Raw genomic sequence first — 16,228 nt, 5'->3', positions numbered from 1 at the left:
TACTGCGCTTATAAAACAACGATCAGTAAAGAAAGAATTATGTTTTAAGACACAAAAAGAAAAGGAGATACGATGACTAATCAAAAAGAAACAGGATGGAATTTACGTAATAGCTATGCGGAGTTACCAAACATCTTTTTTACGCTTCTTGATCCTAATCCAGTGAGTTCACCTAAAATAGTTAAATTTAACGACTCTTTAGCCGCATCTCTAGGGTTACAAAAAGAACAGCTGCAAAGCCCAGAAGGAGTTAGCATTTTGGCTGGAAACAGTGTCCCAAAAGGTGCTTTCCCGCTTGCACAAGCTTATGGGGGGCATCAATTTGGTCACTTTAACATGCTAGGAGACGGCCGGGCTATGCTGATAGGGGAGCAAGTTACGCCTTCGGGTGAGAAAGTAGATCTTCAGCTTAAAGGCTCAGGCCGAACTCCTTATTCCCGCGGAGGAGACGGTCGTGCAGCTCTAGGACCTATGCTGCGTGAGTATATTATTAGTGAGGCCATGCATGCTCTTCGTATTCCGACTACTCGGAGCCTAGCAGTCGTAACAACAGGCGAATCCATTGTTCGTGAAAAAGAACTGCCGGGGGCGATTTTGACGCGTGTAGCTTCCAGTCACCTTCGTTTTGGCACATTTCAGTTCGCTGCAAAATGGGGAACGGTCGAAAACCTTCAAGCTTTAGCTGACTATGCATTAGAACGTCACTTTCCCCATATAGAAAAGAATGAAAAAAAATATTTATCATTGCTTCAAGAAGTGATTAAGCGTCACGCTACCCTAGTTGCCAAATGGCAGCTTATTGGTTTTATTCATGGCGTCATGAATACGGATAATATGACAATTAGTGGAGAAACAATTGATTATGGACCATGTGCATTTATGGATACCTATGATCCAGAAACTGTATTTAGTTCAATTGATGTACAAGGGCGCTACGCTTATCAAAATCAACCAGGCATTACAGGGTGGAATCTTGCGAGGTTTGCTGAGGCTTTATTACCGCTATTGGATCAAGATATAGAAAAAGCAGTTGAAATAGCGCAAAGCGCCGTGACGGAATTTCCAAAATTCTATCGGGAAAACTGGCTGGCAGGTATGCAGGCTAAACTTGGGCTTTTTAACGAAGAAAAAGAAGATGAAGCATTATTCCAAGAGCTTCTTACAATAATGAAAACCTATGAAGCTGACTATACAAATACGTTTCGTGCATTAACTTTCGATAAGCTAGAAAATAGTGATCTGTTTAAAAGCAAAGAGTTTGCACAGTGGCATGAGCTATGGCAGAAAAGACTAGGTAGACAACAACAATCTAAAGCGGATTCACAAGAGCTTATGAAAAATAATAATCCGGCTGTCATCCCTCGAAATCACCGAGTGGAAGAAGCGTTAGACGCAGCACAAAAAGAAGACTACAGCGTGATGGAAACCCTTCTTGAAGTGCTTTCTAGCCCATATGAATCTCCGGGTCAGCCAGAGTATTATACACCGTCTGCTCCGTCTAATCAGCCTTATCAAACGTACTGCGGAACTTGATTCATTTAAATAAGAACTGCTATTTAAAAACAGCATAAATGATATCAAAAAGAGCTCTTTATAAAGAGCTCTTTTTGATTTTCTGAAAAATGTATTATTGATTATTAAAATGATAACGATTTCTCGTGAAAAGCTACATAAAATTTAACAGGATAAAAGAATCAAATTGAAAAGTAATCATCTAATTCTTTTGTCTCTTATTATTGCCAATAGGAACTATTATATAATAAATTATTCCACTATTTCACAAAAAATACATTAACGATATTTTTTTGAAAATGGCTTACTTTAACAGCTGTAGAAGAGCTTATAAAAAATAGCAGGTTAAATATGATGATGAATTTGCCCATTTAATCAAAAAGTTGAAGGTTTAAGACTTTATAACCAAATAAAAAATACAAGGGGAGAAAAATGAGATAATCACTCCATTTTACCTATTTGACTTTTCAATATTATGCAAGTAATCTTGGAAAGGTAATGGAACCGGTTCTGTTATTTCGCCAGATTGATATTACTTCTCGATACATAGAAAATGAATTGCTTGTGAGTGACACAAGAAAAGGTATTATACAAAAGGGAGAAAAACAGATGAATATTAAGAAAATCGCAAAGCAAACTACAGCTTTATCTTTTGCTACAGCTCTGTTAGTAGGTGCTGGATCTCAAACATGGGCTGCTGAAAGCAATCATAAAGATACCAACAATAATTATGGAGTTTCCCATATTACGCGTGATAACATGCTGAAAATTCCTCAGCAGCAAAAAAGCGAACAGTTTAAAGTTCCAGCTTTTGATAAATCAACAATCAAAAATATTGCCTCTGCAAAAGGGTATGATAAATCGGGCAATTTAATTGATTTAGACGTATGGGACAGCTGGCCTCTGCAAAATGCTGACGGAACAGTAGCCAACTATCATGGTTACCAAGTTGTATTTGCACTAGCAGGTGATCCGAAAGATGCTGATGATACATCTATTTATGTGTTTTATCAAAAAATCGGTGAAGATTCGATTGACAGTTGGAAAAATGCAGGAAGAGTGTTCAAAGACAGTGACAAATTTGTACCGAATGATCCTCATTTGAAAAAGCAAACACAAGAATGGTCAGGATCTGCTACTTTAACATCAGACGGAAAAATACGCTTATTCTATACTAACTTTTCAGGTACAAACTATGGAAAACAAACCTTAACAACAGCTCAAGTAAATGTATCCCAGCCAAGTGGAGATACGTTAAAAATTGAAGGTGTTGAAGATCATAAATCCATTTTTGATGGGGATGGTAAAAAGTATCAAAATATTCAGCAGTTTATTGACGAAGGCGCATATGGTTCAGGAGATAATCATACGTTGAGAGATCCTCACTATGTAGAGGATAAAGGGCATAAATACCTTGTGTTTGAAGCAAACACAGGAACTGAAGATGGTTATCAAGGTGAAGATTCCCTTTACAATCGAGCTTACTACGGTGGAAATAATCCATTTTTCCAATCAGAAAAAGAGAAATTACTTCAGAGCTCTAATAAAAAGAAAGCCTCTTTAGCAAACGGTGCATTAGGCATTGTTGAACTAAATAACGATTATACCTTGAAAAAAGTAATGGATCCACTGATTACTTCAAACACGGTGACAGATGAAATTGAACGCGCAAATGTATTTAAAAAAGATGGGAAATGGTACTTATTCACAGATTCTCGCGGATCTAAAATGACTATTGATGGTATCGGCCAAGATGATGTATATATGCTAGGGTACGTATCAAATACGCTGACAGGAAAATACAAGCCGCTAAATGATACAGGACTTGTTTTACATATGGACCTCGACCCTAATGACAAAACGTTTACGTATTCACATTTTGCAGTTCCACAAGTGAAAGGAGACAATGTCGTAATCACAAGTTACATGACAAACAGAGGCTTCTATTCAGAGGAACATTCTACTTTTGCTCCTAGCTTCTTGTTAAATATTAAAGGATCAAAAACAGCTGTTGTGAAAAACAGTATTTTACCACAAGGGCAATTAAGTACGGATAAATAATTTTTAAAAACGAAAGAAGATGGCGACAACTGCTGCTGTTTTCTTTCGTTTTATTATTTAATCAAAAATGTGCTGTAACCGCAGCGGTGATTAAAATAAAAAAGCAGTATCTACATTAATAGTTATTTAAAGAAAATGAAACATTCAGACAGACTATAACTTTAAGAATGAAACCGGTTGACATGCAGGTTTGACTAACTTAATATATTTACATATAATGGTTTGAAACGTTTTCATAGATTAGTATGACATGAGGGTACTTGTAGATGAAATAGCTTGTAGTAGTAGGGAATGATCATTTCTTTGAAAGAGAAAATCCCAATCGTGAACTGAAAATAAAGAAGGTGCTTCTAATGAAACGAATTGATAAGGTATACAATCAGCTGTTGAGTAATTTTCAAGAGTTTACAGAAGTGGAACTTTTACATAAACAAGGAAGCTCAGCGATTGAAATTGCTGAACAGTTAGATTTAGAGAGATCTAATGTAAGTCTTGAACTTAATAAACTTGTCCGCATGCAAAAAGTAATCAAAATTAAAATGTTCCCCGTTCGCTACGTTCCGCTAGAGGTTGTCGAAACCATTTGTCGTCAAAAGTGGGATACGAATAAGATGGAAGTAGAAAAACTAGAGCAGCTATCTAATGTGGGAAAAGAAGAAGCTCTTCCTGCTAATCCTTTTGAATTAATGATTGGAGCTACAGGCAGTTTGAAAAAATCGATTTCTCAAGCAAAAGCTGCTGTTCTTTACCCGCCTAATGGATTACATATGCTGCTATTAGGTCCCACGGGATCGGGAAAATCTCTTTTTGCAAAACGAATCTATCAATTTGCCTTATATTCAGAGAGGCTAAAAACAGATGCCCCGTTCATTACCTTTAACTGCGCTGATTATTACCATAATCCTCAATTACTTCTTTCTCAGTTATTTGGTCATAAGCAAGGGAGTTTCACTGGAGCAACTGAAAGTAAAGTAGGTTTAGTAGAACAAGCAAATGAAGGGATTCTCTTTATGGATGAAGTACACCGGCTTCCTCCCGAAGGCCAAGAAATGCTTTTTTACCTCATTGATCAAGGTACGTACAATCGCCTAGGGGAAACAGATCACAAGCGAACGTCTAAGGTATTAATTATTTGTGCTACAACTGAAAATCCCGGTTCAGCCTTACTGCAAACTTTCTTAAGAAGAATTCCGATGACTATCCATATTCCCTCATTAGAAGAGAGGTCTTTAAAAGAAAAAATTCGCCTCACCACGTTTCTTTTAGAACAAGAGGCTAAACGAATTAATAAAAAGCTAAGTGTCCACATTGATGTATTAAATGCTTTAATCCACACTGAAAAATTCGGGAATGTAGGGCAGTTAAAGTCGAATGTGCAGCTCGTTTGCGCACACGGATTTTTAAATAACCTTGATAGTAAACATATGGTGGAACTTACAGTGCGAGATCTGCCTGATGATATTAAACGAGATTGGATTTCGAATAGTAAAAATATGGAGCGCAGCAAAAAAATTTCTGAATATGTAAACCTTAAAACGATTATCTCCCCGGCTATGGAGAGCCAAGAAATAAAAATGGAGGAAGACGTATCATTTAATTTATATCAGTTAATAGAAGAAAAAGTAGATGTTTTAACAAAAGAAGGTTTATCTCAAGAAGACATCAATCAGTATATTCTTACCGACATTCATTTGAATGTTCGGAGCTTTTTTAATCAAAAAAATGGCCAGAGCTCTAATTTAATGAAATTCGTAGAAGACGATGTGATTCAGCTTACAAAAGAATTAAAACAGTTGGCTGAAAAAGAATTGAACTGTAAATTTGATCGCAGGTTTATTCATTTTTTAAGTATGCATATGGAATCCTTTTTAAAGCGAAAAAAACAAGTAGACGTATTAAATACAAAGGAGATAGATGAAATTCGCGAAACATATCCAAAAGAATATGCGGTAGCACTGCTTTTTAAAAATCGAATTGAAAAGTGGTTTAACATTAGCGTGCCAGAAATAGAAGTCATTTATCTCACAATGGTTATTCAATCGATTCGAACGTTAGAAGAAAATAAACGAGTAGGGATTGTAGTTGCTGCGCATGGAAACAGCACGGCAACTTCTATGGTTGAAGTTGCTACGGAGCTTTTAGGAAGCACTCCTATTATAGCTATTGATGTGCCTTTGACGGTATCTCCGGTTGAAATTGTAGACAGGCTAATCCAAGGAATTAAGAAAGTAGATGAAGGAGAAGGCGTATTAATGCTTGTGGACATGGGCTCGCTTGCCATGTTAGAAAGCAAGTTGGAACAAAAAACAGGGACTAAAATTAAAACCATCAGCAATGTGACGACGTCTATGGTGTTAGACACTGTTAGAAAAGTAAATTATTTAGATTTAAATTTATATGCCATATTTGATTCGGTGCAAAAAGACTTTATGGAATTTATAGATAAGCAGCAGCACGTGTTTGGAAAAAAGAAAGCACTTGTTTCTATTTGTACAACAGGAAGCGGTACAGCAAAACAATTAGAAAAAATCTTAACGATTATTTCACGCAAAGTATCTCAAGAACCTATTAAAATTCTAACCGTTTCTTCTATTAAATTAGCAGCAAACATTCGAGAAATTCAAAAAGAATATGAAATTGTTGCAACAGCAGGTACTAAAAATCCAAGGATTGATGCGCCTCATGTATCATTAGAAGTCCTCATTGAAGGGCAGGGAGAGCGAATACTTCAACAGGCAATTACAAAAGAAACGATACGCTATGATGACGAGAAAACCGAAGCGAATATTGTGGTGCGCGAACTTTGCGAAGAAAACTTGCGAAAGTACCTTCTATTTATTAATCCGTACCTCATAAGTGAGATTCTGTTAGAGTGGTTAAGTCATGTACAAGATGAGTTAGAAATGGAATTAAGCAACACTGTTATGATTCGAATTGTGATGCATACAGCCTTTGCTTTAGAAAGAATGATAAAAAATGAACCTCTTACTTTTCCAGAGGATGAAGAAATCACTCATCAGTTAGAAAATATTTATCAAAAAACGGAAAAAACATTACAAGCCGTCGAAAAAAAGCTGAAACTTACCTTAACAAGAGATGAAAAATTATTTATTGCCACCATTTTTGCGGATGAAATGTAAAAATCATATTATAATTCTGAGAAACTAGTTTGATTTATATGCCACTAGTTTCTTTTTTTATCCCACTTTTTAAATAACAGAAAAACCTGTATTAAAACGCATGACGTTTTGATACAGGTTTGTTTATTTTAAGAAACCTGTATCAACAACACAGAAAAAGGTATTGAAAAATAAATGAAAGCGCTTAATACTCTTTGTTGGCACGATACTTGCAATAAATAAGTGTAGAACGTAAAAGAGAGGAGCAAGTGTACATGATTTCAGTCATTATTAGTGGACATGGTGATTTCGCGCCAGCGTTAGAGGGGTCTTCCAAAATGATATTTGGTGAAGAGAATCACGTAGTAGCCGTACCTTTTCTAAAAGGAGAGGGTATCCAAACCCTTGAAGAAAAATATAAACAGGCACTAGAGGAAATGCCCTTAGAAAATGAAGTGCTTTTTTTAGTCGATATTTTCGGAGGTACACCCTACAATGCGGCTACTCCATATATCCTTAAAAATAAAACAGCGGATATGGTATCCGGAGTTAACTTGCCTATGCTATTAGAAGTGTTAGCCATGAGGGAACACGTTACATTAAAAGAGATGCTAGGAAGATTAAAGCAAGTGAATGAAGAAAGTTTTCAAGTGTGCAGTGAACATTTGGAGAAAATCCAGCAAGCAAACCAAATCGGAGAGGATGGATTATTATGAAAATCGTTTTAGCAAGAATTGATGACCGCTTTATTCACGGGCAGGTATTAACAAGATGGATCAAAACAAATGCAGCAGATCGAATTATCATTGTTTCAGATGAGGTGGCAGCGGATGAAATGCGAAAAACGCTTATTCTTTCTGTGGCCCCTTCGAATGTAAAAGCGAGCGCTGTCTCGATTTCTAAAATGACAAAAGCATTTCACAGCCCTCGTTATCAGGATACAACAGCCATGCTGCTGTTTGAAAATCCCGCAGACATTGTCGCTCTTGTTCAAGCGGGCGTACCTATTGAGACAGTAAACGTAGGCGGCATGCGTTTTGCTAATGACCGAAAACAAATCACTAAATCTGTAAGCGTTACCGAAAAAGATATCGATGCTTTTGAGAAACTGCAGGAACTAGGCGTAAAGCTTGAGCTGCGCCAATTACCTTCAGATTCTAGTGAAAATTTTATTCAACTACTGAGAAATGAAACAAAAATCAAATAAGGAGATGAGTTTATGTCTTCCATACAAATTATTTTATTATTAGTCATTGCAGCGGTAACTGGCATCGCAAGCGTGTTGGACGAAGGGCAATCCCATCGTCCTCTCATTGCCTGCACATTAGTAGGCTTGGTGCTTGGAGATTTAAAAACCGGCATTATTTTAGGTGGAACACTGGAATTAATGGCTCTTGGATGGATGAATGTTGGATTGGCGATGGCACCTGATACGGCTATTGCTTCTGTTATTTCAACTATTTTAGTTATCACAGCTGGTCAGGGTATTGGTGAAGGCATTGCGGTAGCCATAGCTTTAGCAGCTGCAGGGCAAGTGCTCACCATTTTTGTTCGTACCATTACAGTATTTTTAATTCATCGAGCTGATAAGTATGCGGAAGAAGGAAATTTTAAAGGAATTGAAATTATGCATATTACTGCTATGGGTTTTCAAGCTCTCCGCGTTATGATTCCAACTTTAATTGTTACATTAATCAGCGTAAGCGCCGTGCAAACTTTCCTCGGAAATATTCCGGAAGTTATTACAAAAGGCCTGCAAATTGGAGGAGGAATTATCGTGGTCGTAGGATACGCCATGGTTATCAATATGATGAACATTCCTCATTTAAAGCCCTTTTTCTATATCGGGTTCTTATTGGCGGCATTTACAGGGTTTAACCTGGTAGGATTTGGAGCGCTGGGTCTTTGTTTAGCACTTCTTTATCAGCAAGTAATGCAGCAGCGAAATCAAATGCAGCCGGCAGGCGTTCCCGCAGCTACAGGGAGCGAACAAGTATATGATGATGACGATGATTTAGATGCCTAAACGGCGAACTTAAGGGAGGGATAGAGATGGAAAATGAAAAAAGATTAACGAAAAAAGATATCTTTAGCATGTTCATTCGTTCGAATTTTTTACTCGGTTCATTTAACTTTGAGCGTGTTCAAGCAATGGGCTACTGTTATGTTATGATTCCAGCAATCAAGCGCTTATATGGACCAGGAGCTCAGCGAAATGCAGCATTAAAACGTCATTTAGAATGGTTCAATACACACCCATGGATTTCCGCACCTATATTCGGCGTCACGGCAGCAATGGAAGAAGAAATGGCAAACAAAAAAGATTTTGATGAAAAAGCTATCAGCGGAATGAAAATTGGATTAATGGGCCCGCTTGCTGGTGTAGGAGACCCTATTTTCTGGGGAACGCTTCGACCAGTTCTCGCAGCCCTAGGCGCATCGCTTGCGTTAGGAGGGAATATTGCCGGGCCACTGCTGTTTTTCATCTTAATTAATGCAATTCGATTAAGTACAAAATATTATGGATTAAAATATGGCTACTTAAAAGGAACAGAAATTTTAAAAGATTTAGTAGGCAATCGAATTCAAAAACTGACAGAAGGTGCATCCATTTTAGGACTCTTCGTAATGGGAGCGTTGGTTTCGAAATGGACCACTATTAATATACCAGTGGTTGTTTCTAGGATCAAAGATGATTCTGGTAAAGTTGTGGTAAAAACCGTGCAAGACGTACTTGATAGTATTCTACCGGGGCTACTTCCTTTAGCGCTAACTTTATTAGTAGCATGGATGCTTCGAAAAGGTACAAATCCGCTGCTTATTATTTTCGGTATTTTCTTAATTGGTATAGGAGGTTATTGGATAGGCTTTTTAGGTTGATAAATAAGAGGAGTCATCTATTCTTCTAACATCTGCTGGTGAAAATGTTTTATATAACCAGTATGCAAATAAAGGAGGAAAGGAAGATGAAAAGAACCGTTAAAAAGTTATTGATGATTGGAGTCGCTTGTTCTATAAGCTTGTTTTCTGCATGCCCTGTATTAGCTGATAATACAGGGTATTATCAAGAAAAATACCGGAATCAATTTCATTTTTCTCCAGAAGCGAACTGGATGAACGATCCAAATGGAATGGTTTATTATAACGGAGAGTATCACCTTTTTTATCAGTATTATCCTTACGGTACCACTTGGGGGCCTATGCACTGGGGGCATGCAGTTAGTACAGATTTAGTGAAATGGAAACACCTGCCGATTGCACTTTCTCCAGACGAGAACGGAGAGATCTTTTCAGGAAGTGCCGTTATCGATTGGAATAATACCGCAGGGTTTGGAAAAGAAGCAATGGTAGCTATCTTTACACACTCGGGCAGCAAAGGACAAGTGCAAAGTCTAGCATACAGCACGGACAGCGGAAGAACGTGGACCAAATATGAAGGAAATCCTGTTATGCCGAATCCCCCAGTTCCTGACTGGCGCGACCCAAAAGTGTTTTGGCACGACCAAACCAAGCAGTGGGTGATGTCTTTAGCTGCTAAAGATAAAATTATGTTTTATACATCACCTGACTTGAAAAATTGGAAATACGCAAGTGAGTTTGGACCTGATGGAGGCATCCAAGCAAACGGTCAAAGCGGTGCCTACTCATATACTTTATCCGAACAAAAAGGTCAATCCTTTGCTCTAGAGGGAGAAATTACGCTTGTAGAAAAGAATGGACGCGCAGGCGCAGGCGGTCTTGTTTTTCGTTCTAATAAAGACGCAACAAACGCATATACCGTCAATTTAGATGCTGAAAAGAACCTCTTAACACTTAACAAAGTAGAGAAAGGAAACGTAACAACCGTTGTTTCAAAGTCGATGAGGCTTGATACATCACAAGCATATCATGTAAAAGTAGAAGCAAACAGTCACTACTTTAAGGTATTGCTAAATGGCAAACAGGTTCTAGAAGGCAGTGATGCATCTTTTGAAAATGGTCAGTTTGGATTAACAGCATGGAATTCCACAGCTGTCTTTCGTCATGTTAAATTTACGAATCAATCTAATTTTATAACCAATCTATCTAACTGGAAACCTATTACTGGAACGTGGAATGATACTGCTGCTGGAAAACTTGGTAAATCTGACAGCGATGGATATATCATAAGTGAAGAACAGGGAGATCAGTTCATTTTCAAGTCAAATATGACATTTTTAGATGCAAATGGTTCAGGTGCACTACTCTTTCGAGCAGACGCGGAAGCCAAAAACGGATATATAGCTAGCGTGGATGCTTCTAAAGATACAGTCAAACTAGTAAAGCTTCAAAATGGCATTTCAACTGTCCTTGCCGAAACAAACGAAAAAATTGATACGAGCAAATCACATCAAGTAAAAGTAACTGCATCGGGAAATAAACTTGATTTGCATATAGACGATAACTTCACCCTTACTGCAAAAGATGAAACTTTTTCAAAAGGATTGTTTGGACTACACGTTAATCAATCTTCAGTCCAGTTTCAAGACGTTAATATAACTAAGTTTATTGATACGGATGAAAAAGAAATTAAAAATAAAAGTTTTGAAACAGGAGATCTCACCGGCTGGAAAACGATAAAGGGAAATGCATTCACAAACGATCATGTAACGGATGCAACCGCAAATTGGAGCGGTCTTTTTGAACAAAAAGGAAAGTATCATTTATGGGGTTTTTCTGATAAGCAAGATGGCGATAATGCCACTGGAGAATTACATTCGTCTTATTTTAAATTGAGCGGCTCAGGTGAAATCAATTTGTTAATGGGAGGCGGAAACGACCCCACAAACCGCTATGTCTCCTTAGTCAGAGCATCTGACGATAAAGAATTGATTCGTCAAGCGAATACAAAGTTTGCAGATGAAAAGTATCAGCCCTACGTGTGGGATGCTTCTAAGTATATAGGAGAAGTACTGTACATTAAAGCCGTTGATCAAGCTGTAGGCGGATGGGGGCATATTAATCTAGATGATGTTAATGTATTTAATACAGAAAAAATGCCGGATAAAGTAGACAGTGTAGCAAAAGAACCGGAGGAAGTTAAACAAAGGGAAGGCGGAGAGCTTTCAGATTGGAATACTGTGTCAGGAGAATGGGTGAAATCAACTCATGGAAGCAACGGAGGGATTTGGGAGTGTCCTACTTTACTTGAACTGCCGGTTGATGGAGACAGCACAAAGAAAAAATGGGTGCTGCAGGTCAGCATCAATGATGGAGCGGCAGCTGGAGGTTCAGGTATGCAGTACTTTGTTGGTGATTTTGACGGAAAAACATTTAAAAATGAAAACCCGCCAGAGGAAGTGCTTTGGACAGATTATGGTGCCGACTTTTATGCTGCTGTAGATTGGAGCGGAGTTGAAGGAGATAACGGAGAAAAGTATTGGCTAGGCTGGATGAGCAACTGGCAATATGCCAACAATACCCCAACTACTACTTGGAGAAGCTCTATGTCAATCCCAAGAAAAATAGAACTCGCCAAAACAGCAAAAGGGCTTCGTTTAAAACAAATACCTGTTTCAATTGATTCAATTCGCAATAAGCAAGAAAAAAAGGTGTTGAAGAATCTGATGGTTACTGAAAACAAAAATCTTCTTTCAGGCATACAGGAAAACAAATATGAAATCATTGCAGAATTCGATGTTTCAAATACAGATGCACAAGAATTTGGTTTTCAAATTCAAAAAGAAGGCAGTGAAAATACAAAAGTCAGCTATAACGTAAACAAGCAGCGATTATTTGTTGACCGAACAAACTCTGGAAGTTTTGATTTTGGTGAAAATGTGAAAGACAAACACTCTGTTTCCATGCTTCCAAAAGACGGAAAGGTTAAGCTTCATATGTTTGTAGACCAGTCATCTGTAGAAGTATTTGGTAATGACGGCACTGAAGTAATAACAGATCAGCTCTTTCCAAAGCTTTCAAGCAATAAAATAAGGCTTTATAGCAAAGGAGGAGGTGTAAAATTGAATTCTCTAAAGATGTATCCATTAAAATCTATTTGGAATAAAAGTCCTGTTGATACAAACTTATCAGGGTGGAAAAGCATTAGCGGACTATGGGCCGATACGATTAATGGAAAACAAGGACGAAGCAAAGAAGATGCCTTTGCTTTATCATCAGAAAAAGCAAAGAATTTTATATATGAGGCAAAGATAAAGGTGTTAGCCGATTCTGTTTCAAATTCTACAGGAGCAGGAGCGCTAGTATTCCGTTCGGATGAACAGGCAAATAACGCTTATGCTGCGAATGTAGATGTGCTTAATAATCAAGTAAAACTCATTGCGTTTAGAGACGGAATAGGCAAGGATCTCATTATTTACGATGATGGGGGAAAGTTGGATTTAAAGACAAATACGGATTATCGCTTGAAAGTAACGGCTGAAGGAGAACACATTCAAGTTTATCTCGATGATAAGCTTGTGATTGATGCAGTGGACCATACCTTTTCAGAAGGCTATGCGGGGTTGAATGTGTGGAATTCTACTAGTTTGTTTAATGAAGTGAAGCTTGAAATAGTGGATTAAGGGATTGTGAAAGCTGCCGTTGACTAAGGCAGCTTTCTTGATCAGTTTATAGTGATTTTTCTAGGGGGACTAAGAAGCTGAACGCACTTCTTCTCTTAATTCATAATAACTAAGCTTTTTCTCAATGACTACAAACAGCCTTTCAAAGAAAAAGCAAAGAATCCAGTAAATAAGTGAAGCGACCAGATACATTTCTAAATATCTATACCCATCATTGGCGATGACTTTAGATATCGCCATAATTTCAACTACTTTTACCGCAAAAGCAAGAGAAGTGGCTTTAATTAAACTAATAAAAATGTTTCCAAGGTTAGGAATAGCGGCTACTAAAGATTGGGGGAAGATAATTCTTTTAATAGCTTGAAAAGTAGTCATTCCTATTGAATATGCAGCTTCAAATTGACCACGGTCAATGGTTTGAATAGAAGAACGGAATACCTCTGATTGATAAGCAGAGGTATTTAATGTGTACGCAATTAAAGCATAAATTAAAGGTGAAATAGTATCCCCACCTAAGTGCCATCCTTGAGTCTCGTTTAGAAATTCTATAAAAATAGGGATTCCGTAGAAAAATACATAGAGCTGTACGAGCAATGGAGTGCCTCTCATAAATGAGACGTATATAACAGCTATTTGCTTTAGCAGTGGAATTTTATATATTCTGCATACCGCAATGAAAAGACCAAAAATATTTCCTAACGCCATTGAAATGATCGATATTGTTAGTGTTAAAGGCACACCTTTTAAGACTTCAGGAGTTTGCTCCAAAGCAAATCGCAAATCAATAATAGGCAATCATGTTCACTCCTTTACTAGTGCAGGTTATTTAGAGATGCTGACCCTGCCTTTTTTAAGATGTTTCTCTAAATAACTGACTATGATTTCAATTACGATACACATGCTCCAATAAACAAGTGAAATCGTAACATAAATTTCAAACATTCCTATTCCATAGTTGTTGCCCAAAATAAGGCGAACTTGCCCCATAATATCAATAATCCCAATGCTAAAAGCAAGTGCAGTATCTTTTAATAATGAAATCGTAGCATTTCCTAAATTAGGTAGTGCTGCTACAAACGCTTGAGGAAGGATAATTCTTCTTAAGGATTGAAAATAGTTCATGCCTATACTATACGCTGCTTCGAACTGCCCTTTATCAATCGAGAGATATGCTGAACGAATAACTTCTGATAAAGGAGCGGCAGTATGTAAGGAAAAAGCAATCACCAAGAAAGTGACGCGACTCCAGCTGTTAATGTCGATATGGACAAGGAGCAGCAGCTGAGGAAGGCCAAAGTATACAAGAAACAGCTGAACAAGCAGCGGTGTACAGCGCATAAAAGATAAATAGATGGTAGCCATTTTAGAAAGAACAGGCTTTTTTTGAATGCGTATCAGGGCAATCACGAAACCTAAAAGCAACGAAAAAAGTAGAGAAAGGCCTAACATAAATAGTGTTAAAGGAAGTTTATCTACCACTTGCCACAATAGTTTTAACCAATCATGAAAATCAGTACTAATCATATCTCACCCCGCCTTAATGATGAATTCTTATACTCATTTAATCTTGGAAATTGAAGTTTTGCTGATTAATATACTTTAAGTCTTTAAAGAAATTTACTTTAAACCATTTTTCAGCCAAGTTTTCTAGCGTCCCGTCATTTTTTAATTTGACTGTCGCTTTATCAATTTCATCAGCAAGTTTTTGATTATTTTTATTAAAGACTAACCAAGTTGGTTCTTTTGATACAATGCCTCCTACTTTTAAATTTAATTTGAGCTGTTTTTGTACTTCGTTAAATGTTGTTACGTTTAAAAAAATAGCATCCGCTTTACCTTTATCCACTAACTTTAAGTTTTCTGCCGTAGAAGGGTTATCAATGCTTTCTAATGTTAAAGGCTTAGTGGCATGTTCTTTGTTATAAGCATTCAAAATAGCGCGCAATCCACCTGTAGCAGATACGGGTGGAAACTTTTTATCTACCATATCGTCAAGTGTTTTGATATCATTCCGTGATTTTTGTGTCACTAAGGCCGTTAAAGAATAACCATATTCATGTGCAGGATAAAGAAACTTTTCTTCACGTTCAGGGTTTTTAAAGAACCAATTGATGGCGAAATCATATTTTCCCGTCGAGACACCTACCAAATTTGTTTCTTCTTCCCCAAGCGTATATTCAAATTTGTATTCCGGAAGCTTTTTTTCAAGCTGTTTTAAATAATCCATATCATATCCAATAGGCTCATTCTGGTCGTTCGTAAATAGAAAAGGCGGATTTACTTCATCACTCAAAGCAACTTTGACTACTTTTTTATCGCTATTTTCTGAGCTAGAGCTTTGAGAGCATCCTCCTAAAGCCATAATAAGTCCAATTGCAAAAGCTAAAGTAAAGTATAATTTTTTCATCGTTTTATTCCTCCCGATACTAATTTCTGTGTGACGAATAATAAAAAAGCACCGAAAAAGCTGCTAAAAAGCTTTTTCGGTGCCATTGGTGATCCAGTAGGCAGTGAACATATACTTACTACTACAATAGAGGAAGTATATTCTAACAGTAAAAAATTTTTAAATAAGATTTGGAATTCCACAAACTATATATTACCGATAGAATTAATATGAATTATATCGATGTATTCCTGTTTTTGTCAATGTCATAAATGCAAAGAAAAGTATTCTTGCTTAAGTAATAGAAAGCTATTCACTATATAAGAATAAGAAAAGAGAAATCATAAGTTATACAAATCATCTTTTAATTGAGTTTTCTTATATAAATCTTTTATTATTCCTATACTGAAAATTATATTAAAAATAAACATTGACAATTTTCGGATAATAAAGTTAAATTAATGTAAATAAAACTTTATAAAAACAACTCTTATCAAGAGCGGTGGAGGGACTGGCCCTTTGAAGCCCGGCAACCCAACAATACACGTATTGTTTTGGTGCTAAATCCAGCAATGTGCATATTATGTGCATTGGAAGATAAGAGAACC

11 protein-coding genes and 1 riboswitch are annotated in these 16,228 nt (G+C 37.1%); of the genes, 8 read left to right on the top strand and 3 right to left on the bottom strand.

The genetic code is table 11. The annotated features are described in order from the left end of the window. The first annotated feature begins 72 nt into the window (after positions 1 to 72). From ACFX4N_RS06840 to ACFX4N_RS06805, 8 genes are all read left to right on the top strand, one after another. Positions 73 to 1,533 carry a protein adenylyltransferase SelO gene (locus tag ACFX4N_RS06840; protein WP_377261075.1) on the top strand — a complete coding sequence of 487 codons (1,461 nt, stop codon included), beginning with the start codon at positions 73 to 75 and terminating at the stop codon, positions 1,531 to 1,533. Between the two features lie 588 nt (positions 1,534 to 2,121). Continuing rightward, positions 2,122 to 3,573, top strand: a complete 1,452-nt coding sequence (locus tag ACFX4N_RS06835) for a glycoside hydrolase family 68 protein (protein ID WP_013056293.1) — start codon at positions 2,122 to 2,124, stop codon at positions 3,571 to 3,573. A 353-nt stretch (positions 3,574 to 3,926) separates the two neighbouring features. Then, entirely contained in the window at positions 3,927 to 6,713 is a 2,787-nt protein-coding gene (locus ACFX4N_RS06830) for a sigma-54-dependent transcriptional regulator (RefSeq protein ID WP_029324242.1), read from the top strand. A gap of 254 nt (positions 6,714 to 6,967) precedes the next feature. Further along, the gene (locus tag ACFX4N_RS06825) at positions 6,968 to 7,408 is read left to right on the top strand and encodes a mannose/fructose/sorbose PTS transporter subunit IIA (RefSeq protein ID WP_014460796.1); all 441 of its coding nucleotides are present in this window, start codon (positions 6,968 to 6,970) and stop codon (positions 7,406 to 7,408) included. Further along, positions 7,405 to 7,899 carry a PTS sugar transporter subunit IIB gene (locus tag ACFX4N_RS06820; RefSeq protein ID WP_013056296.1) on the top strand — a complete coding sequence of 165 codons (495 nt, stop codon included), beginning with the start codon at positions 7,405 to 7,407 and terminating at the stop codon, positions 7,897 to 7,899. The genes ACFX4N_RS06825 and ACFX4N_RS06820 overlap by 4 nt, the downstream gene beginning before the upstream one ends. A gap of 12 nt (positions 7,900 to 7,911) precedes the next feature. After that, a complete protein-coding gene (locus ACFX4N_RS06815; RefSeq protein ID WP_013056297.1) occupies positions 7,912 to 8,718 on the top strand; it encodes a PTS mannose/fructose/sorbose transporter subunit IIC in 807 nt (268 codons plus the stop codon). 26 nt (positions 8,719 to 8,744) lie between these two features. Beyond that, positions 8,745 to 9,572 carry a mannose/fructose/sorbose PTS transporter subunit IID gene (locus ACFX4N_RS06810; RefSeq protein ID WP_013056298.1) on the top strand — a complete coding sequence of 276 codons (828 nt, stop codon included), beginning with the start codon at positions 8,745 to 8,747 and terminating at the stop codon, positions 9,570 to 9,572. 86 nt (positions 9,573 to 9,658) lie between these two features. Beyond that, positions 9,659 to 13,234: a glycoside hydrolase family 32 protein gene (locus tag ACFX4N_RS06805; RefSeq protein WP_063671116.1), complete on the top strand. Its 3,576-nt coding sequence runs from the start codon at positions 9,659 to 9,661 to the stop codon at positions 13,232 to 13,234. 69 nt (positions 13,235 to 13,303) lie between these two features. Here ACFX4N_RS06805 and ACFX4N_RS06800 read toward each other — a convergent pair whose 3' ends face one another. Genes ACFX4N_RS06800 through ACFX4N_RS06790 form a run of 3 tightly spaced genes read right to left on the bottom strand, consistent with a single transcriptional unit; the run spans position 13,304 to position 15,641 of the window. Continuing rightward, positions 13,304 to 14,029: an amino acid ABC transporter permease gene (locus ACFX4N_RS06800; protein ID WP_377261070.1), complete on the bottom strand. Its 726-nt coding sequence runs from the start codon at positions 14,027 to 14,029 to the stop codon at positions 13,304 to 13,306. A 27-nt stretch (positions 14,030 to 14,056) separates the two neighbouring features. Then, complete coding sequence (locus ACFX4N_RS06795; protein ID WP_013056301.1) at positions 14,057 to 14,758, bottom strand: amino acid ABC transporter permease; 702 nt, start codon at positions 14,756 to 14,758, stop codon at positions 14,057 to 14,059. Between the two features lie 37 nt (positions 14,759 to 14,795). After that, positions 14,796 to 15,641, bottom strand: a complete 846-nt coding sequence (locus tag ACFX4N_RS06790) for a transporter substrate-binding domain-containing protein (RefSeq protein ID WP_013056302.1) — start codon at positions 15,639 to 15,641, stop codon at positions 14,796 to 14,798. A gap of 466 nt (positions 15,642 to 16,107) precedes the next feature. Further along, a riboswitch (SAM riboswitch) is annotated at positions 16,108 to 16,224 on the top strand. Positions 16,225 to 16,228: the final 4 nt, after the last annotated feature.

It is taken from the genome of Priestia sp. YIM B13551, from assembly GCF_042787905.1.
In the GTDB taxonomy this organism is placed as follows: domain Bacteria; phylum Bacillota; class Bacilli; order Bacillales; family Bacillaceae_H; genus Priestia.
This window is presented reverse-complemented; position numbering and strand designations above follow the sequence as displayed.

Coding starts and splice junctions, on each gene's coding strand:
- ACFX4N_RS06840 (WP_377261075.1), top strand. CDS start 73: ATGACTAATCAAAAAGAAACAGGATGGAATTTACGTAATAGCTATGCG.
- ACFX4N_RS06835 (WP_013056293.1), top strand. CDS start 2,122: ATGAATATTAAGAAAATCGCAAAGCAAACTACAGCTTTATCTTTTGCT.
- ACFX4N_RS06830 (WP_029324242.1), top strand. CDS start 3,927: ATGAAACGAATTGATAAGGTATACAATCAGCTGTTGAGTAATTTTCAA.
- ACFX4N_RS06825 (WP_014460796.1), top strand. CDS start 6,968: ATGATTTCAGTCATTATTAGTGGACATGGTGATTTCGCGCCAGCGTTA.
- ACFX4N_RS06820 (WP_013056296.1), top strand. CDS start 7,405: ATGAAAATCGTTTTAGCAAGAATTGATGACCGCTTTATTCACGGGCAG.
- ACFX4N_RS06815 (WP_013056297.1), top strand. CDS start 7,912: ATGTCTTCCATACAAATTATTTTATTATTAGTCATTGCAGCGGTAACT.
- ACFX4N_RS06810 (WP_013056298.1), top strand. CDS start 8,745: ATGGAAAATGAAAAAAGATTAACGAAAAAAGATATCTTTAGCATGTTC.
- ACFX4N_RS06805 (WP_063671116.1), top strand. CDS start 9,659: ATGAAAAGAACCGTTAAAAAGTTATTGATGATTGGAGTCGCTTGTTCT.
- ACFX4N_RS06795 (WP_013056301.1), bottom strand. CDS start 14,758: ATGATTAGTACTGATTTTCATGATTGGTTAAAACTATTGTGGCAAGTG.
- ACFX4N_RS06790 (WP_013056302.1), bottom strand. CDS start 15,641: ATGAAAAAATTATACTTTACTTTAGCTTTTGCAATTGGACTTATTATG.